The organism is Anabaena sp. CCY 0017, assembly GCF_963920885.1.
Lineage (GTDB): Bacteria > Cyanobacteriota > Cyanobacteriia > Cyanobacteriales > Nostocaceae > Nodularia.
This window is the reverse complement of record NZ_CAWUDG010000002.1, coordinates 223,112-243,807: the sequence shown is the minus strand read 5'-3', so window position 1 is coordinate 243,807 and position 20,696 is coordinate 223,112. Positions and strand designations below refer to the sequence as shown.

Genomic DNA, 20,696 nt, shown 5'->3' with positions numbered 1-20,696 from the left:
CTGAGTGAATAGATTCATCGGAGATGTCAGCAAAAAATCATGGAAGAAATACTTTATTTGGAAGTTCCCACACCGGATACTGCAACTGTACTTACTTGGTTGCAAATTGAATTTGAACCAGGAACCGGGGAAAAATTACTCCGACCGGATGGCTTTCGCCTGAAAGTACCGACAGCAGCTAAAAATGATGACGCAGCCATTACCGGAAAATTACCGAGGGAACTTTCTGTATTTGTCTGGTCAGTGCAGCGAACTACTTATCTAAAAGTATTTCGTTGGGGAGATCAGCCTGTTTCTGGAGAAGGACAAATTCTGCAACGTCTAAGTCAGGAAATCAGAAAGCAATTTGCCCATAAATACCCTGAACCTCCGGCTATTGATTCCCAAAAATCGATTTTCGAGGAATTAGAACCTGTTTACCCCCTGACAGTCAAATATTTTCAGCAAATGCCGAATGGGGAATATGACCTCAATCGTGCTTACTGGTGGGAGCAAAGATGGCGCGAAGGTGTCCGAAATCCTCGGCAGCCCCGTCAAGTAATTTTTTCCCAAAATGGAGAATTTGGGGGAGGTCAGAAAGACAGTAGTATAACATCTTCCTTACCATCTACTTACGATCTGATTTACATCGGCGGCGCGTTAGGGGTAATTCATGCGGCTGTGATGGCCAGATTGGGATATAAAGTGCTGCTAGTGGAACGTTTGCCTTTTGGACGGATGAATCGAGAATGGAATATTTCTCGTGATGAGCTGCAAAGTTTAATTAATTTGGGTTTGGTAACAGCCGCCGAGTTAGAAACTGTGATTGTTCGGGAATATAAGGACGGATTCAATAAGTTTTTTGATGGCAATAATCCGGTTAAATTGCGATCGCCTATTCTACACACCCCCACTGTCTTAAATATCGCCTTAGACTCTGAGAAATGGCTGCGGATGTGCGGGGAAAAACTCCGAGATGCCGGGGGCGACATCTGGGATGAAACAGAGTTCATGCGTGCCGATATTGACGAATCACAGGTGACGATTACAGTCAAGCATTTACCCAGTAAAAATCAGCAGCGCGTCAGTGGGCTACTATTAATTGATGCTATGGGAACTGCTTCGCCTATTGCTTGGCAATTAAATGGTGGTCGTGCCTTTGACAGTGTATGTCCCACTGTGGGCGCAGTGATTGAGGGGGGATTTGAACCAGGGGTTTGGGATTCCCAGTATGGAGATGTGCTTTACAGTCACGGTGATATTTCCAGGGGAAGGCAGTTAATTTGGGAATTATTCCCCGGATTTGGTGAAGAATTGACAATTTATTTATTTCATTACCACGAAGTCAATGCCAAAAATCCTGGTTCTTTGCTGGAAATGTATGAGGACTTTTTCGCGATTTTGCCAGAGTATCGACGCTGTGATTTAGATAAACTGGTGTGGAAAAAGCCGACATTTGGCTATATACCGGGACATTTTAGTGTAGGAAGTAGCGATCGCACCATTGCCTTTGATCGCTTAATTGCCATTGGTGATGCTGCATCCCTCCAGTCGCCCTTGGTGTTCACAGGTTTTGGTTCTCTAGTTCGCAACTTAGACCGTTTAACAACACTGTTAGATACAGCCCTCAAGCATGACTTGCTGAGTTTCCGCGATTTAAACAGGATTCGGGCTTACCAAAGTAACGTTTCTGTAACTTGGCTATTTTCTAAAGGCATGATGGTTCCCACTGGGAAATTTTTACCACCCCAACGGATAAACTCAATGCTGAATACCTTCTTTGGTTTATTAGCCGATGAACCACCAGAGGTAGCAGACAATTTCATCAAAGATCGGTGTGATTGGTGGACTTTTAACCGTTTAGCACTGAAAGCTGCGCGCAAAAATCCAGCCTTGCTGTTATGGATTTGGCAACTAGCTGGATTTAGGGATTTAGTCCGGTGGCTGGGTAATTATTTTAGCTTCGGTCTTGATTCCCTCGTCAGTGCTTTACTCAGAGGATGGTTTCCCCGCTTGTTGATGCGGAGTCAATCTTGGCTGGAACCCCGGTATCCGGCGTTGTGGTTGCGGCTGTTGGTGATTAACTATGCGATCGCTGCTGGTAAACTGGGAACTAACTTGTCAGTGCGATCGCCAAACGATTCAGCACCAGTCAATCCAGATGCCATCATCTCCAAATCAGAAGCTAAAATCCTGAATTAGCGGCAAGATACGCCCAAAATCGTCCAAATCTTCCAAATCGTAGGGTGGGTATAGCCCAAGGGGCATGGCTACGCTAAAGCGACAGCGTAACCCACCATTAGGAAAGTGCTGAGTGCTGAGTGCTGAGTGCTGAGTGGGGAGTGGGGAGTACGGGCGGGTTTAATCAGTCAGTCTGTGGTTCGTCAAAATCCTTAGTAAACCCGCCCGTACAGGAGTGCTGAGTTTTGAATCCTAATTGATTGAAAAATCACTGAGGATTATACTTATTATTTATGCGGAAACTCGGTAATTCCACAGATGACAAAGACTTTCGCCCTTTTGGTGGACGCTGAGGATAAACCACTGGTGACGGCGATTGACTATCATTAGCATACTCCTCAGAATCATCGGAAACAAAATCAGCCTGATGCGACTGTGAGTTTTTTAACCAATAATTTTCCAACGCTTCACTAGATGACTTGTCTATAGTCGTCTCGCTCAAAGGCAAAGTGAAATACTCTGATGAATTATTTACAGATGCAGGTGGGGAATCTTCCTCTTTTGCCAGGATTTCAAATTGCTGTTCTGGTAAAATTTCTGATTGATGCTCATTTTCCCTGTTTATCGCCCAAGTCTCCCAAATAGGTGCTTCAATTTGATTGTTCTCTACATGAACTTCAGCCGGGGGTGGCGATGCAGGTGCAGCTTCAGGAGTAAAAAACATTTGAATCAGACTATCCAATTGATCATCTAGTTTTGATGACCCCAGAGATGAAATTGGTTCTGAAGTAGTGAGAGAATCGTCAATTTCTGAAGCTACTGGTTCTGAAACAACTGGTGTTTCTTCCTTAACTGGCAAATTCTCAGGCGATGATGGTATATGCTCAGAATCATGACTGCATGGGGTTGGAACCGTAGATGGATTCCAATGAGAATCAAATTGATCACCATTGGATTCTGATTCTGCCGACCAAGGCCTAATTGGCTGCACATTAGGAAACAAAGACCGAGCCTTTCGCGAAAATCTCGTTTGGTGGTTGGCTGTATCGTCAGTAGAATCATTCATTCCTGGTGACTCCAGACATTTTTCCAGAGCTGCTTTAAATTGTAGAGTCTGGCGTTGTTGACGCATGAGCCTACTACGTAGCTCTCGACAAGTATTTTCTGATTGTGATGCCTGTTGAGACTGTTCGTTATAGTTAGTTTGTAGCAGCGCACATTCTCGCTCTAACTGAGCTAGACGCTGTTGGCTAAGTTGTAGTTGTGCTTTATAAGTTTCAATAAAGTTTTCTTGGCGCTGAACAGTTTGTACAACTGTTTCTAACTCTTTGAATAGAGATTTAATTTGTACTTGAGCTGCGGCCAGTTCTTTGGTTTGTTGGTTAAGCATCGTCTCAGCGACGCTAGAACGCCTTTTTTGCCATTGCAAAGCCTTCTCTGACTCAGCGAAGTCATCTTTGAGATGCTCCACCTCCTGATATAACTGATTATTTGTCGCCCGCAATTCTTCATTCAATGCCAATAGCTTTTGAAATTCAGTATCAACAAATATTTGTTGTTCGCGATTAGGCTCCACAACCCAGTCAGACTGAGTTGTATCCTGCGGGGAGTCAGGCATTTGTTCTTCTGGCTGTGGTTCGGCCGCAGGTTTGAGAAGCGGCAAGTGTCTATTCGCCATATTTTCAGAAGGCACAATTGAGTAAAATGGACAGCTAGGCTGTTCCGGGTGTAGCGAATTATCAGAATTTAGGGATTCCATTCCAGCCCTGTTGTTTGAGGTGTCAGGTTTATTAATGACTCTTGACCCACGCACTTACAAAATGTTCAGTATTGCCATATTTAACATTACTGATCAATTACATCAGATCAGGGTTTACTCCAGAAGCTTAAGTTAGACTATTGCCAACTGTGAGTCATTAGTTATGAGTCAATGCTCCCATTGTTGTGTCTGGAACTGATGCCAGTTTGGCAATCCTTTACCTAAAGGTCAGAGGATTTTCAGCTAGCCTTCTTTATAACATTAAGAGCTTATCTCCCGTCAAGCTTCACCGATTGAAGGGAATTATGGAAATACCACCAATATACAGGCTTGCTTACAGATGCAGAGAAAGGGTTTAAACCTGCTTGACTTTTATTGATATTTATGCATTGTATTTTCCATAGTTATAACTCAGCATTCCCCACTCCTGTACGGGCGGGTTTACTAAGAATTTCAACAAACCACAGACTGACTCTTGAACCCGCCCCTACTCACTTAGCACTCCCCACTCTCCCCACTCAGCACTCAGCACTCAGCACTCCTTAAGGCAACCAACGGGGATGAAATCCTACTAGAGGTAATTTTTCTGGTTGGATGGTGGTATTAGTATCATCAATGGGTAATAAAGGCATTAACCACAGGCTACTAGTAGCGATCGCCTCTCCATCTTCGGTCTTGAGTACATTTGCAGTTAAAGGTACGGGATCTACTTGTGGCATAACTTGATCAAAGAGCAAGCCCAAACCATCCGGTGCTAAACTCATTTGCACATTCCTCTGTTCAACTGGTAGTAACAACAATGGTTTTTGTTCTCCAGTTTTCAAGTCAATTGCCAATAAATAAGGCTGTTCTACATACTCTTCAGCAGATACTAGCTGTGTCAGCAAGCAGTAGAGGGTTGGTGAGGCGGGGTCAAATTGGCAGTTAATAATTGAACCTGTAGTTTTTAACAGAGGTTTCTGGATGCCTTGGTTGGTGACTAAAAACAAATCCCTGGTATAGTCTGTATTAAATTTTACCATTGCTGCTTGGGAACCGTCTTTGGAAAAAGACTGTACTAATCCAAATTGTGGGAGAAAATCCAGAGGTTTGCTGGCATCGGTTTGTAGTGGTAGGATAGCCGCACCTTGACCTTGGGCAACGGCGACAGCTTTACTATCGGGGGTAATCATAAAATCTCCCCCTGGTTGGCTTTTTAAGCGTTGAGGGGTGGGTTTTTCTCTGCTATTGCTAGTCGTGGACATAAACCATAGCCCAAAGTCGCTGGGATCGTTTTTGTTCCCTCGTTGCACAACAATTGTTTTGCCATCTGGCGATAAATCAAATTTCAGGTTTTGATATTGCTTATTATCTAAAACTAGGTCAACTTTACCTGCTGGTTCTGCTGGTGTTTGAGGCTTTGCAGAAATGCCCGTTGTCACTGTATATAACTGTGCTGACAGTAGGTCTTGGTTATTGGAAGTACGAGCCGAAAATAAAATCTTCTCCCCATCTGGAAATGGTTTAAAGTCCATCACAATCAGGTCTTTGGGGGTAACTATATTTTTCTTTTCTTCGGTTAAGTTGTAGAGAACTAACTGACCTTTATTATCTGCATCGGCTCCTATGTACATAATGACGCGATCGCGGGATCTAAAGTTACCTACAAAGGGCTGTATAACTCGATTTTTTCCTTCTTTTAGAGCAAACCTATCACTCGCGTCTTGCAACCGTACTTCATAATTCGTACCATAGGGTGCTGGTGTTAGCAGTGTATAAACCATCCTCCGCCCTGCCCAACTAATTTTACCTGCTAGAGGCGGCTCAATTTTCAAGTTTTCCTCTACGCTTTTGATGTCCATTGGGCGACTAAAATTGAGAGTGAAGGAAACATCTTCTGCTCCAATTTGTTGATTTTGCCAAGTAAATTCCCGGACACGAACTGCTACAACATCACCTTTTAATATCATGAATCCAATCAGTACAGTCAATAGCAGCATCAGTGCGATCGCCGCTCGGTCTAGTGGTTGGATAAATGTCTTGGATGTAGCCATTTTTCAATTATCAGTGATTAGTTTTTCGTCGTCAGTTATTGGGGAGTGGGGAGAGTGCTGAGTGGGTAGGGGCGGGTTTATTAAAATTATTATTAGTAATTGAGCATATCTGTCATAGCTTGCGTGGCGTAGCCATACCCACCCCTACATCAAGGTTTTGAGCGCTCAACACGGTCTTAAGCACCTTGGCGGTTGCTATATTAATAACTATAAGGATTGCGGGGTTGGGGAATTTCTTTTATGGAGGTAGCGGCAATGGTCAAGTTGCGTTTACCTGCTAAAGTTTCTGTGATCATTTTTCCTTCTATTTCCAGCCAAGTGTCAGGAGGATAGCGTTTTTGATTTTCTGGGAGTTTGACTGGTAATCCTACAGGATAAGCATCTGCGGCACAACAAGTCAGCACAAATCGCGCTAAGAAAATATAATCTTCTCCTATATCCGGGGGGTGAATAACAAACCCTTGAACTTTGGCATCTTGACCTATATAAGAGTCTGGTTCTGGGTAGACGTTAAGTGTACGCGCCCAATCTACCAGTGAGCGATCCTCTGGACGAATAGAGGGACGAAAGGATTGGGGTTGAACGCGTCCGGTAGATAGTAAATCAGTCACACCCAGCTGTAAGGCAGTTTCACTAGCAAAAACGCGGGGTGTAATCGTTAAACCCAAAATTGCAGCAGTTAATAACAAGGCACTACCCCAACCGGGTGGGAATAAATTAATATGCTGAAGGTTAGATGTATTAGCCCGGCGACGTTGCCGCCAAAGCTCTCGCATTTTCAAGAAACCAATCACGAGCAGGATTATGCCACAAACGATCACTAATCCGAAGAAATTAGGGTGAATCAACAAATATAATTTGCCCGATATCCAGTATTGCAGCATTAAAAATCCCCACGTTGTCACTGCTAAGGCATCAATCCAGGGTAATAAAATATTTTGCAGGGAAATTTTGGTTTTTTTAGCCATTGGTCAAAAAAGAGGAAAGGGAGCAGGGGAGAAGAGGCAGGGAGGCAGGGGGCAGGGGGCAAGGGGGATAAAGAACAAATATGGTTTGATCAAATTGGGCAATTTATTTTCTGGAAATCCCTGAAATTCTCTCCCATCCAGCTTAATCACTGATAACTGTTAACTGGTTTACAGCACATACAAGTTGAGGAACAGGGTGAACAAAAAGGTCAACTGTGCAGCTAAGGCAAATAAGTAAAATATAGTTTTGGGATTAAAAACGGTTAACATCAATCCGATACTTTTGATGTCAACCATAGGGCCAAATACTAAAAATGCTAACAAGGAACCACTGCTAAAAGCCGAGGCAAATGACAGGGCGAAAAAGGAATCAACGGTAGAACAGATTGATACAACTGCGGCTAATATCAGCATGACCACAATTGAACTAATGTGTCCCGCACCCAAACTGAGAATTAAGTCACGGGGTGCAAATACTTGTACACAAGCTGCGATCGCACTACCTATGACCATTACGCCGCCCAGTTCTCGCAATTCCTGCATGACATTATCCAAAACCAGGCGGAATTTATCCCTAACAGATTTACTGGGGCTGGCGGTTGGGTTAGTCGCCTGCAATAAATTTGGATCTAAGCGCTGAGTTAAGCCTGGTTTTCCTCCTAGAATATAAGTCCCTGATTTCAATACACTGGGTACTTTTACCTGTGGTGTTGTTCCGTAACCTTGGCCACGGCGTTGAGTTTCTGGCTGTGGTGGGGGGTTGAATTTGATATAACGGGCGATCGCTGGTTGCACCAGAGGAGTTACATCTTTCTGAAAACTGAATACAACGCCAATAATTACGGCAATTAACAGCGAAAATACCACTCGTAAAACTACTATTTCTGGCTGATCGCGAAAGGCTAACCAAGTTGCCCAAATCACAATTGGGTTAATTGTTGGCGCTGCTAGCAAAAACCCAATGGCCACGGGTGTGGGTACTCCCTGCATCAGCAACCGCCGCGCTACCGGGACATTACCGCACTCACACACCGGGAACATAAAGCCAATGAGACTGCCGGCTAAAGCACCTAATACCGGATTTCTGGGCATTCTGGCTACTAATCGTCGTTCATCGATAAAAATCAGCAGCACGCTAGAGAATAAAACCCCAAATAGCAGAAACGGCATCGCCTCGACTAGCAAACTCAGAAATATAGTGAAACCATTGTTCAGTTGATTCATGGGTGTCGCAGTCAAAAGCGGTTGAAAGTTTTTAGGTTATGTTTAGCCATTCTATCGGAATGGGGATCAAAAGCATCTATGGGTAACTCCAACTGATTTGAACCCGAAGTTAGTATTTTGTTTCTAGTTAAGCTTAAGCGCTGTTCACCACGAGGGTGTTGTGGATAGTTTTGTTTAATTGTGTGCATTTACTGACGCTGACTAATTTGAAGATTGTCCCACTTCCGAAATGGTTCCGAGTTTTGGGAAATAAGGATCTAGCTGCATGACCTGTGATTACTTAATGTTTATACTTACTGTAAGTTAGTGCGTCAGGATGTGATCTTCCATGAAATTTCATAAACTGTTCACAGTGTTTAAACATTCGGGGATCGCTAACTTTTGTAATTTTCTAGCTTTTTGGCAAAATTCTCGATCAGGGATGGTTGATTTTGTACTATAAAAACTTCAAAACTGCAAGCCCTAGATCCAACAAAAGGGGTAAATAAAAAAGAGTACTTTTACGTAAAGACTTCCCAAGGACTGAAATACGCCGTAAAATTGCATATAAGATTTCCTCATCTACCCAGGTAAAATTTTCTCAGATAAGTAGAGACTCACAAAGACTAAAATATTAGCTGATTACTTGCCAGATTTTATACAAATTAGAGTCACCAGTGCCACAAGAATTTTATTCTCTCATCTCGCCGCCCATTTTTTCTCGTGGTAGCGATCGCGATCTCAATTTAGAGTCAGTAATCGAAGAACTGCCAATATGCAACTTTCAGGTAGAAATAAGTTGTAGTAGTGCTGAAGTTGCTCATTTTTTAGACAAATATCCACTGCTACCAGGTGCAATCTTGCTAGAACAAGGGCAATTTCTGGGGATGATTTCGCGGCGAAGACTGCTAGAATTTTTGATTCGTCCTCATGGACAAGAGTTATTTACCCAAGAAACATTGGGTGTGCTTTATAGTTATGCACGCACAGCTATTTTGCTGTTACCGGGAACAACATCGATTTTAACAGCCCTACAACATACTCTCAGGCGATCGCCTGAATTCTTAGCAGAACCAATTGTAGTCCAAACAGCAGACAATACCTACAAATTATTAGATATACATGACTTAAACATCGCCGCTTGGCAAATTCAAGGAATAGAAACTCAGGTGCGCTATGAACGCAACCAAGCCCAAATGATTCAAAATGACAAAATGTCACGCTTAGGGCGTTTAGTCGATGGGGTAGCACACGAAATTCTCGACCCCCTGAGTTTTATCTGGGGTAATTTAACTTATATATTTAACTACAGTCAAGATTTACTCAAGCTCATAGCTGAGTATGACAAAGAATTACCTCAAACATCTTATAAAATTAACAACTTTAAACAAGAAATTGAGTTTGATTTTTTAGAAAAGGATTTATTAAAAGCTCTTAGCAGTATTCGTACCGGAGCCGAAAGATTGAAAAAACTGGTAACAGGATTACAGAACTTTTGCTATATCGATGAAGTTCATCCCAAGCCAGTAGACTTAAATGCCTGTATAGATGGTATTCTCCTACTTGTTAAAAGCCGATTGAAAGGAGAAATTCAACTAAGTATAAACTACGGTAAGCTGCCGCCAATTTCTTGTTTTGCCGGACAGTTAAACCAAGTAATTATTAATATTATTACCCAATCTATAGATGCTTTGATTAATGAATCAGTGCGGCAAAAGTTTGATCAAGAATATGCGAATACTGCTAGCAAACCGCGAATTGAAATTACTACAGAAATCATTTCCCTAGCAGCAAACGAAGGAGACACAGCAGATTCTCGTTGGGTTTCCGTCTGCATTGCTGATAATGGACCTGGAATGTCTCCAGAATCACAACAGCAAATTATGGAATCTTTTTCGTTAGAAAAATGGGCTGACCAAGAAACTAGTTTAGCAATGAGTTATCGAATTATAGCAGGAAGACATGGTGGTAAACTAAATTTTAGTTCCCAACTGGGTATAGGTACTGAATTTAAAATATTATTACCTTTATAGTGGCGTAGCAAGCTTAAAATGTGGCAAAAAATTGTAGGTTGGGTTGACGAAAGGAAACCCAACATCATTGGCAGCGTTGCGCTTAACCCAATTTACTTCTAATTAACTATTTTAAACTTGTCAGTCCAGTAGGGTGGGTTAGCGCTCTTTTATGACTCTGATGAAAGAAAAAAGAGTAGGTTGGGTTGAAGCCTTGTGTAGGCGTAGCCTTCTCGTAGAGTAACCCAACGAAAACAAGGATTGTGGGTGTTGGGTTACGCCTTCGGCAAACTACGTTAACGTTCCTCTACCCAACCTACGTCTAAATTGATCAAAGTCATAAAAAATAAGGGTTTATGATTTTTATATGACGAGAGTAATAAAAGAGCGTTAGGACGATAGTCAGTAACCCACCATAAACTTAATAAATTCACTTTTGCTTGTCTACAGGAACCAAAATATATGCAGTCTCATTGTTAGGTAAATTAACATTCTGACTACCAGATGGTTTTACATCTTGAACAACGCTTTTTGCTATATTGACTGTCCCTTTGAAAGTATCGCTAATACCTTTGTCTGCACCCTTAACAATCTCCGCAGTGTTTTGTACAGTATCGTTAATATCTACTGCAACACCTTTCACACTTACCGCAGTATTTTTGACAGTATCATTAACATCCACTGCTGTACCCTTAACAGCTTCACTCACATCTTTGACAGTATAGTTAACACCCTCAGCCACAGACTTGACTGCATCCCCTACCGCTTTTACAGTTTGATTAAAATTATTAGTTGTCCCCTTAACAAAGTTTCCTAAATTTTTAATAGTTTCGTTAACTTTTTGGTCTGAACCCTTCATAGCTAAAGCACCAGCTAATGCGCCTAAAGTAGCACCCATGAAAGTTCCAAAGACTATTTTAGAAAACTCATTACTTGAGTCCTGATTTTTTTGAATATCATTATCCTCAAGCCTATCCGAAAACTGCTGATTTCCATTCATCATCAATACCTCTTGATTTATTTTAAGGGTAAGGATTTGAGGTTTTAAATCATTTTGCTATATCTTGCACCTAGCCCTGAGTTGTAATTTCCAGTCACCTGGTGCAAGAAGATGTCAGTAACTCCAGATATAGCAAAGTGCTGATTAGGGAGTGCTGAGTGCTGAGTGAAGAAAGTTTCTTCTGCTCCCTTTACCTATTCAAAATCCATAAAAAGCCTAGTGACTGTTTTTAAACCCAAAATTAGACGTAAATGTAGGTTGGGTTGAGGTTTTTGGAAATCCAACTTTACCCAATATTTGGTTTGCTTCGTTGGGTGGCGCTGCGCTTAACCCAACCTACTTTTAGACTGCGAATTTATTAACAATGGCTGATTATCTTGACTGCAAAATTCTGCTTAACTATCAATCCGATTAATTTCTTCTTCAAGTGAACTATCTTCAAAAGAATTTACTGAAATTTCCTCATTGACAAAAGTTGTTGTTTCCCCTAAATATCCTTCTGAATATTCTGGAGTAGAAATGTAAATTGACTGGGTGCTAGTTTCTCGCGGACTCATACCAACATCTTGATTTTGAGTCTGCTGGCTATCTTGCTTACCTCCATTTTCAGACATTGAAGAATTTTCTGCGGCTTGCTTTGTCCATTCAGTCGTGTCTTGTACAGCTTGGTTAACATTCTGCGCCGTCTTCTGTACTGTATCCAATGTACTGACTGCGGTTTGCTTAACATTCTCAGCAGCACCTTGGACTGTATCTATTGCACCACCAACAACCGCGTGGCTAGCACCTTCAGCAAAACTCTTGGCTACGTCTCCGACACCTTTTGCAGTATAACCAAGACCTTCACCTATAGTTTTGGCTGCTTCTCCAACACCTCTCATGGTGTGGTTAAATCCTTCACCAATTCTTCTCCCAGCTAACGCGCCAGCTAATGAGCCTAAAGTTCCACCAATCAGTCCACCTATTAAAGCCCTACTTAATGCCGAATTCATTCTGCCGTTTTCGGACCGACCTTCAGATTGAGATTCAGTTTTTGCTGCTTCCGAACGAGACTCGCCTGTTTTTGGGCGGTTAGCCTCTTCTGTACTCGATATCCCATTTCCTATGTCCGCCCTGCCTGTCCCGACGCAAGATTGGTCTGTAGTTGTACGGTTAACATTTTGACTTTGATTATTTACAGCCTGCTTACTTTCAACCATATTAATATTCTCCTTAGATAAGAAGGTAAGAACGATTAAGTTAATCTTGGTGTTGTCTTGTTATCTAAGGCTAATTTAGCGATTATAGCTGAATGCTTAACCGTTCTCAAGGCAGACATATTAAAGTATACAGTCTGTCTATAGTTGAGTAAATTGTAACTTTGATTTGTAGCTACAAACACAAGCTAATTAAAGTTTGAAAATGGCTATTAATCCGCTAATTTACAGTTTATTTGGGGAGTCAGATATACTTTGCAGCAAGTTTTCTCCTCTTTGGTGAATATTCCGTGCATGGTCAGTCCATGAACCTTGTCCCCAATAACGAAAACAGCTAGTTTGCAGCAAAAGATTATGCAAAAGCAGATTACGGTATGTCGATGAATTAGTAGGCAATAAGTTATCAACTTTTTGATGAAATAAACTGCTTAATTCATACATGGGAGAAATAACATTTTCATATCCTTTTACCCAACTAATATGATTTGTCCATGAAGCTCCATCTACATGAAAATTAGGATTAATTTGCTTTAATTCTTGAATAGCTGTTTCTACAGTCTCAGGTTGGCCGTTTTCAGGTGAAACTCTCTGCCAGATTTGATGTTGTCCTACTGGCTGACAGGTGGGGTAGTCTTCAGGTAGACAACCGGCGGCTGTGATTAATTCTAAATATTCTGTGCCACACACCCCAACAACGCCAGATTTACCTCCTCCATTATTGACCATATCTCCCCAAGCTTGTTTGAAAGCACTGGGAAATTCATTCATCATGACTCCACCATTTTCACCATCACCAATTTGACTCACAATAGGTGGAATTAAAACATTTCTTACTTGTTGTTTATCTAAAGTTTTAGCTTCATAGTAAGGCTGCATCTGAGCAACTAATTTAGTATCTGAACCTTGAGTTTTAATTAAGGCTGTAATACTAATTGTTTCGCCTTGAGAATTACGGGCTATGAGACGATGTGGTAAGTGTTTGTAAATCAGAGATTGTCCGCTAATTGTTTCTACGGAATGTTCTTGCACAAGTAACCAACGATAGCCACATTCTTTTAAGGCTTTGATAAATGCAAATAAAGTATCAGGATGATTGGGGAGGTGCATTTCTGGGGGAGAAAATCCTTTGACTCTCGCTAGTGCATCCCACCCAAAAATGGCGGCAAAATGATGTTGCCATGCCACGATATGCAATTTAATATCAGCTATGGGTGTGGAAGGAATGACAGCATGACCCCACATTGTTCCCAACCATTCTACATAAGGTTGATAAGTGCGATCGCAGGTGATGCGTTTGAGATTATCTAAAATATCGTTGCGTCCCATTTGTCTGAGTCCCCACAACAGATTACCTGAGTAGTCCAACATTACACGGGGATTGCAACCTTGATGGACGAGTTCGGGGATCAAGTCACCCATGCGACTGTAACAATGGGCGAAAGGTGCAGCGTTATGGTTGTCCCCTTCGTGGGTATGCTCAAACATATATTGCAGATTGTTGATTAAGCCACCATCATGTCCAGCCGGGATTGTGGGCTGGTGCATGTGTAAGGCGATCGCAAATACAGCTTTTACATCCTCTAAACGGATATTTGTGGAGGGTAAAAAGACAGGTGCATCATGATTAACTACAGAAAGCACCTCTGTTTCCCAACCGGAGATATTTGGTAAGTCGTCGATGATTTCGGGCAAAGTAGGAAGCGTGGTAGGTAATGTCAGCATTTATGCTTGCTCCGAAATACGTTCAATCCATTCTAACTTGCACCGATTACATCAATACTCCCAACCACGCAATTCTCAATCTGTTGACAAACTGGGCTAAATTTATGCTAATTGCGGTCAATGTGTTCTACCTGGTGGGTGATTACCGTTTTTACCTGAAAAGCTTAAGTGATTGACCGCAGGGTAAAATTATCAAATTTTAGGGAGAGAGAAAATTTAGGTTCTTGACCATAATAAATCGCTAAAGCGATAAATTTTTCTCATAAAACTCCGTTGGAAGGGGCGCTGTGGTTTTACCAAGGTGGGCGGAGTGGCGATTTGTAATATTATTTCTAGCAGCCAAGGGGCTAGACGTTGACACCAAACGGCTAAATGACTTTGCCAACCTACTAGAATTTCTGGTGCATCTTTTTGCAACCCAGACACGAGAACTTCCGCTACTTCGTCAGGGTTCATGGGGATCACCCAGCGAAATAATTTTAAGTCACGCGCCATATCTGTGTCTGTAAGAGTGGGTAATAAGGCAATCACCCGGATGTTGTGTTCGGCGAGTTCGCGCCGCAAGGCTTGAGTAAAGCCGATGATGGCAAATTTGGTGGCTGAGTAAGTCGCCATTGTCGGTGCAGCTACTTTCCCCATCAAACTGGAGACATTGACGATTGTTCCTTGCTTTTGACTCACCATGCGTCGGGCTATGAGGCTGGTGAGGTTGTACATTCCCAATAAGTTGACTGACAGTTCTTCTTGCACTTGGGGTAGTTTGGTTTGCAAGAAGGAAGTTTGATAGGCGACACCTGCACAGTTAACCAGGAGATGAATGGGGCCATAGTTGCGCCACAATTGGGCTACAGCAATATTGACTTCAACAGTTTTAGTTAAATCAATTGATAAGATTGTGGTTTCTACGCCCATTTCCTGAATTTGGTCAGCCACTGCGGTTAATTTTTGGCGATCGCGTGCTACCAAAATCAACCGCTTGATCCCTCGTTGTGCGAGTGCGAGTGCGATCGCTTTACCAATACCACGAGAAGCCCCAGTAATTAGAGCAACTTTGCCTTGAATATTCATCGGATTTAACCTCCAAAATTGTGGTCTTACCCTACTCTTAGTGATTGCCGACAGATACAATCAAAGCGACTCGCTGGCTTGCACAAGGTAAGACAATTAATCAGTCGTTATTGAAATTAAAAGATATAGCTGTAGTCAGATATGTGAGGACAGTGTTGATTACTCAAAGCTGGGAGTTGGGTTTTGTAGAGACACGATTTATCGCATCTGCTTACGCCCCTCCTCTCTATAAATAAGCCTTTGGCAACGAAATATTTCTCAACTAATTTGCATTGTTTATTAAAGGCATCTCAGCCGTGTTTTCTCGATCAAAAATCAACACCGCACATAATGGGCTGAATGGACATAGCTCATAGGTTTTATCTCTCCTAAATTCAGAGCGTTCACCAGCATCGTTACCAACAATACACACGTTAACAATTAAATCAATGTATTGCAATATTCTTTAATAAGAATTTCTTAACAGTTCTTAATATATATTACTATTATTTAATTTTTGTTGGTGTAGCCTGCGCTTTGCGCTTACAGATATAGCAACTGCCAAGGAGGTTAGGACATTGTTAATTGCCCAAAGCCTTGAGCTAACTTGGTTTCTACGGGCTAACGCCCCGCTACCGCTTTAAGCGCAGCCATGCCCGCAGGGCTTTACAGCACTTTGCACTTTGCTATACTACCCAAATCTAGGTTTTTAGACTTGTGTGTACAAGGCAGCAGAATAAGAATAGCTCTGGCTACACCACCTCAGCTATCACGAAAATTATTGATTAATGAGAGAAATTTTTTAAACCCCGCGCCTACTTTCTCCGCACGCAGTTATGGGTAACTTTTGCTTGCTACCATCTCAGCATATTCACTGTGTTTTTAATACTCAAAGATATTAATAATCCTTAATAGTAAAAACTATTAAGGATTGCTAAAAGGAGCGAAAAATGCTCACAAACCTAATTCTTTCTTAAAAATCATCAAGAAACTGACTTAGGCGGCTGATGACGGGATCAACCTCTTCTGGAGGGTTATCAGCATAAGTAGTATTAGCTACTTCTGGTACTGTCGCTGACGGAGTTGAAGACTGAATAACTGGCTGCTCAGTCACCATAGCTGCTAAATGCACTATTTGTTGCGTAAGTTGCAAAATATGGTGTTCTATCGACTCCAAACGATGAGATTCCTTAGCAAAAAAACGTTCCTCTAGGTCAGTCACTTGACGTTGCAACTCATCGATTTTTTGTTCAACCGAATTTGTTGCTGCTGTTTTTGGACTAGGTTTTACAGTTTCCGGTACACATAAAGCTTGCCATAAAGCTTCTTTACAGATGTCACTAAAAGTTTTGTCAGGTAGTTGCTCCAAATAGTTGTCCACAACTGCTAACAAACTCTCATCAGCAACTTCTGGGTTGAATGTTACCGACTTAACTACCTTTTTTGACCATTGGAACATCAGTTTTAAGCCCTAGCAGCTCGAACGGCGGACAATTGCGCCTCTCCATAAATATACTGCCCCAAAGCGTTAGCCTGGCGGGAAGGTGCAGATAAATGGGCATTAATTTGGGCTTCTTTGAGTAAACGTTGAACGTCTTCCCAGAAGAATTCACCGCCGCCACCGGTGATAATTACGTCGGTGACTCTCTCTGGCAACCAGGCTAGCACACGACTACAAATGTCTCTAGAAAACATTTCTATGAGATTGGGGAGAAAATCATCCAAGTTGGTAGGCTTGCTTGCGCCTTTAGGACGATAGAAGCGTTCACCTTTGGGTTTGTTAACAGCAGTAATCAGTGCTAAAGATTGACTATCAGCACCGTCTATTTCGGCAGCAACCATTTCATAAAACTTGTTCATTCCGAAGTCTTCACTCTTAGAAGCACCTCGCGCAAAACGGAAGTTATCCACCATCAAAAGATCGATGGTTTGATGTCCGATATCGACAACTGCTACCGATATTTTAGTAAAATCAGGAACTCTACCGCCTGTTTTAGGTTGAGCTTCCGACCAGAGAAGGCTGCCGTAACCTTCTGGCATGACCCAAACTTTGGTAATGTTCAGTGAAATAGATTCGCCTCGGAAGGTTAAGACATGAGGCCCAGTGACTTGGCTGGTTAACTGTGCTTTTTCCTTTTCAAATTGTTCTAAAGACAGAAAAGGCAAACCCAGTATCACTGAGATTTCGTCTTTGAGCTTGAAGTAGCCCGCACTTGCTAAAACTTTTACCAGTGCATCTTCTACTTTAGATTGTCCAACACCTAAATTGGCTCCAAAGTCTGCTGCTAGCTGACCTACAGCATAACCATTGCCTTGATATTCCAGCCATAAATCCATGAGAGGGTCAGTAGCTCTGGCTTCAAAAACGCCACCTCTAACCTGTTCTATGGACATTTTCTTAACGTTGGCAGGTACGAACACTACATTAGCTGGTTCGCGGCTGATACAAGTTTTGGTGGAAGTTCTGCCTAAATCAACACTGAGAATGGTTTTGCCGGGTCCAGTATTGGGCCTATTGGCTCCTGGATTAGCATTCATCGGGGTTGATGCTGACACTCTATTTAGAGGTATGGCAGCGGCATTCATTGGGGTAGCTGCGGAAGGTTGGTCTGTCATGAAAGCTCCTAATCCTTACTTAACTTTAAAAATTTATCATGCTCATCTTACAAACATTTGACATACGAAAAATTCTAGGTTCAGTCAAGTGTAACTAGAAATACGTCAAATGTTTAGTTTAGGCAATCACGATTTCAGCATTATTTGGCATAGTGTAGGCGAAATTTGACCAGGTGTGTTCCTTAATTCCAACTAAAATCAGCATATTTTAGCTTTTAGTGCTTTTGTTTTGCCGTTTGAGTAACTAGCCAAAAAATGCTAAAAACCAACTCCCCAGCACGATTGTATATCTAAGGTTAAGGTACTTGTCTACAAGTTCGTACTGACTACCAATACGTATCCATAATATGTTAGCAAATTTACTCACCTATTGCTACTGATAATTGTATAAAATAAAAAGAATATCAAGTATAGGAAAGTGCTGAGTGCTTTGCTGTATCGGTAAAACCGAGAAAACCAGGAGTAGGGGCAAACAGACAAGAGGAAAACTTTGTTCTTCATGCCTCATGCCCCTGCTGGTTTTAAACTGTTGGGGTTAATGATTGCACTCTCGATTCAGATTGCCAGTCTAATGGATTCAAAACCCGATCTTCCAAAGCCATTTGCTCAATTAAACTTGCTAATCTGAGAGCTTTCAGGGCTTGTTCACCACCGACTGAAGGTTGATTACCACCGTGTACGCAGTTGACAAAATGCTCTAATTCTGCGCTCAGGGGTTGGACGTTAGTGGTGTAAACTTTCTCAATCAAACCATCCTGCCTGTAAAGCACTTGTCGATGGTCAGTTAGAGTATTGTGATTTGTTTGTCGGTGAATTAAAATTTCATTATTCAGAAAATCGGCTTCTGTAAATGAGTTTTTACAATGGGCTACAATGCGGCGGATTTTTCGGTGAGTGACTTTGCTGGCAGTTAAAGTAGCAACAATTCCATTGGCAAAGCCCAAGGTAGCTGTGACGTAATCCAAATACCCAGAATCTAAAGAACGAGTACCGCTAGCCGTTAACTTGACCACTGGAGAAGCCGCTAGTTCCAGTAGCAGGTCAATGTCGTGGATCATTAAATCCAGAACCACTGAAACATCATTGGCTCGGTCTGAGTAAGGACTCATGCGATGAGCTTCTAGGGCTAGCAAATTTTCTGTTTTCAGAACTTTACTCAGTTCCTTAAATGCGGGATTGAAGCGCTCAATATGTCCCACTTGCAGGATGCACTGAGAATCAGCCGCAGCATTTACTAATGATTCTGCTTCAGAAATGCTGGCAGCAATTGGCTTTTCAATCAAAACATGAATTCCGGCCAAAAGACAGTTGATGCCGACTGCGTAATGCATCCGGGTGGGGACAGCAACACAAACTGCTTCCACGTGGGGTAGCAGGTCACAGTAATCTTCAAAAAAGTGTCCCTTATATCTACTAGCTGTTTCTAAGCCTCGTTCAACATTAATATCTGACACACCCACTAGTTCAACATCTTTCATTGAACTCAGTATGCGGGCATGATGTTGTCCCATGTTACCTACGCCAATTACGCCTATGCGAATTGGTTTTGGTTGACTGCGCTGTGTATATGAATTTGGTTCCGCCACTGAAATGCTATTTTGCACTATTATTCTCTCCTCAACCACCAAATTTAGAGATGCTACGGCCGTTGGCATTTATACTTGAAAGCCAGTTATGCTCTGTCGAAAACCATCCAGATGGTAACATAGAGGTTACATTTATGAAGAATTTCAAAGTTTGTATTCAGTTCCCCAAATCTGGCTTTTTTTGGATATTCAGTTGTAAATTGATCAATATTTTTTTCTTTACATAAAATATGACAAGTTCCTTTATTGACTTTAGAAACCCAGAAAGACGTAAGTAATAACTCATAAAAACAGTTGGGCAATTAATGGTTGGAATCAATTCTGAACTTGGCATTATTCAAAAATAAGATTATTTTGTTGTTAAAAATACAGAAATTTGAAAAAACTGTAAGGTGATGTTAGTCTTGGATGTTTCACGCGATCGCTACCGCTTAAACACTCAAATAATTTTTGCATAATTATCTGCAATTTTTACATCTTGACCCGTATAGTTTTTACAACCGTTGGTATAGTCAGTTTTGTTTGGCTATGGTAAATCCAGTAAAAACCGCCATAACTAAAATGGGTTTAGGAGGACTGTAGCATTGTTTATGGCATTTTGTGGAAGTGTAATTTGTTCATGAGAAATCCGAAAGTTAAAACTGAGATGAAAGCTGTAATTTTGTTATCTGGAGGGTTAGACTCTGCTACCGTTTTGTATCAAGCCAAAGCTGATGGTTATGAATGTTACCCGATTTCTTTCGATTACCAGCAGCGACATCGCCGAGAGTTAAACTCAGCCTTCCTGGTAGCTGAAAAAGCCGGGATAGTTAAACATCAGGTAGTGAATTTTGACTTAAGACAATGGGGGGGTTCCGCACTGACAGACGACACAATTAATTTACCCCAAGAGCGATCGCTTGAGCAAATGTCTCAAAATATTCCTGTAACCTACGTACCTGCACGGAATACTATCTTTTTAAGCTTTGCTCTAGGCTATGCGGAAGCGATCGCAGCTGAACGGGTCTATATTGGTGTGAATGCCTTAGATTACTCTGGATATCCTGATTGTCGTCCAGACTATATCCAGGCGATGCAGAAAGTTTTCCAGCTAGGAACCAAACAAGGACGTGAGGGCAAACCTATCGAAATTGTTGCACCCCTAATTGATTTAAAAAAAACTGAAATCATCCAACTTGGCAACCAATTGGGAGTGCCTTGGGATCTAACTTGGTCTTGCTATGCAGGTAACGATGTCGCTTGCGGAGTCTGTGATTCTTGCCGTTTAAGGCTAGCAGCTTTCGCCGAATTAGGCTTGAAAGACCCATTACCTTATGCCTAGAGGCTCAGGGAAGAGGCAGGGGGCAGGGAGAAGGGGAGCAGGGAGCAGGGGGAAATAAACTTACTCTTAACTC

Annotated in this window: 15 protein-coding genes; 3 read left to right on the top strand and 12 right to left on the bottom strand. The window is 41.9% G+C overall.

The features are described from left to right. The first annotated feature begins 39 nt into the window (after positions 1–39). Positions 40–2,181 carry an NAD(P)/FAD-dependent oxidoreductase gene (locus ACM0OW_RS03300; RefSeq protein WP_414548609.1) on the top strand — a complete coding sequence of 714 codons (2,142 nt, stop codon included), beginning with the start codon at positions 40–42 and terminating at the stop codon, positions 2,179–2,181. 247 nt (positions 2,182–2,428) lie between these two features. Here the strand turns inward: ACM0OW_RS03300 and ACM0OW_RS03295 are convergent, their stop codons facing one another. From ACM0OW_RS03295 to ACM0OW_RS03275, 5 genes are all read right to left on the bottom strand, one after another. Further along, positions 2,429–3,919, bottom strand: coding sequence for a hypothetical protein (locus ACM0OW_RS03295; RefSeq protein ID WP_414548608.1), 1,491 nt, complete (start codon positions 3,917–3,919; stop codon positions 2,429–2,431). A gap of 542 nt (positions 3,920–4,461) precedes the next feature. Further along, positions 4,462–5,952 (bottom strand): hypothetical protein, encoded by a 1,491-nt coding sequence (locus ACM0OW_RS03290; RefSeq protein ID WP_414548607.1) that lies wholly within the window; start codon positions 5,950–5,952, stop codon positions 4,462–4,464. Between the two features lie 200 nt (positions 5,953–6,152). Then, positions 6,153–6,920, bottom strand: coding sequence for a TIGR03943 family putative permease subunit (locus ACM0OW_RS03285; protein ID WP_414548606.1), 768 nt, complete (start codon positions 6,918–6,920; stop codon positions 6,153–6,155). 168 nt (positions 6,921–7,088) lie between these two features. Then, positions 7,089–8,144 carry a permease gene (locus tag ACM0OW_RS03280; protein ID WP_414548605.1) on the bottom strand — a complete coding sequence of 352 codons (1,056 nt, stop codon included), beginning with the start codon at positions 8,142–8,144 and terminating at the stop codon, positions 7,089–7,091. Positions 8,145–8,155: 11 nt separating this feature from the next. After that, a complete protein-coding gene (locus tag ACM0OW_RS03275) occupies positions 8,156–8,332 on the bottom strand; it encodes a hypothetical protein (protein WP_414548604.1) in 177 nt (58 codons plus the stop codon). 468 nt (positions 8,333–8,800) lie between these two features. Here ACM0OW_RS03275 and ACM0OW_RS03270 point away from each other — a divergent pair, with 468 nt between their 5' ends. Beyond that, a complete protein-coding gene (locus ACM0OW_RS03270) occupies positions 8,801–10,156 on the top strand; it encodes a sensor histidine kinase (protein WP_414548603.1) in 1,356 nt (451 codons plus the stop codon). Between the two features lie 409 nt (positions 10,157–10,565). On the opposite strand, the gene ACM0OW_RS03265 is transcribed toward ACM0OW_RS03270, so the two are convergent. The 7 genes from ACM0OW_RS03265 to ACM0OW_RS03235 all read right to left on the bottom strand — a co-directional run bounded on the left by ACM0OW_RS03265 (position 10,566) and on the right by ACM0OW_RS03235 (position 19,320). Beyond that, complete coding sequence (locus ACM0OW_RS03265; RefSeq protein ID WP_414548602.1) at positions 10,566–11,138, bottom strand: hypothetical protein; 573 nt, start codon at positions 11,136–11,138, stop codon at positions 10,566–10,568. A 392-nt stretch (positions 11,139–11,530) separates the two neighbouring features. Beyond that, positions 11,531–12,334, bottom strand: coding sequence for a hypothetical protein (locus ACM0OW_RS03260; RefSeq protein ID WP_414548601.1), 804 nt, complete (start codon positions 12,332–12,334; stop codon positions 11,531–11,533). A gap of 222 nt (positions 12,335–12,556) precedes the next feature. Continuing rightward, positions 12,557–14,053, bottom strand: a complete 1,497-nt coding sequence (locus tag ACM0OW_RS03255; protein WP_414548600.1) for a glycosyl hydrolase family 57 — start codon at positions 14,051–14,053, stop codon at positions 12,557–12,559. 216 nt (positions 14,054–14,269) lie between these two features. Continuing rightward, positions 14,270–15,121 (bottom strand): SDR family NAD(P)-dependent oxidoreductase, encoded by an 852-nt coding sequence (locus ACM0OW_RS03250; protein ID WP_414548599.1) that lies wholly within the window; start codon positions 15,119–15,121, stop codon positions 14,270–14,272. A gap of 952 nt (positions 15,122–16,073) precedes the next feature. After that, positions 16,074–16,559, bottom strand: coding sequence for a plasmid segregation centromere-binding protein ParR (locus ACM0OW_RS03245; protein ID WP_414548598.1), 486 nt, complete (start codon positions 16,557–16,559; stop codon positions 16,074–16,076). Between the two features lie 5 nt (positions 16,560–16,564). Beyond that, the gene (locus tag ACM0OW_RS03240) at positions 16,565–17,716 is read right to left on the bottom strand and encodes a ParM/StbA family protein (protein ID WP_414548597.1); all 1,152 of its coding nucleotides are present in this window, start codon (positions 17,714–17,716) and stop codon (positions 16,565–16,567) included. 521 nt (positions 17,717–18,237) lie between these two features. Next, complete coding sequence (locus ACM0OW_RS03235) at positions 18,238–19,320, bottom strand: Gfo/Idh/MocA family oxidoreductase (protein ID WP_414548596.1); 1,083 nt, start codon at positions 19,318–19,320, stop codon at positions 18,238–18,240. Positions 19,321–19,948: 628 nt separating this feature from the next. Here ACM0OW_RS03235 and queC point away from each other — a divergent pair. Further along, entirely contained in the window at positions 19,949–20,623 is a 675-nt protein-coding gene (queC, locus tag ACM0OW_RS03230) for a 7-cyano-7-deazaguanine synthase QueC (RefSeq protein ID WP_414548833.1), read from the top strand. Positions 20,624–20,696: the final 73 nt, after the last annotated feature.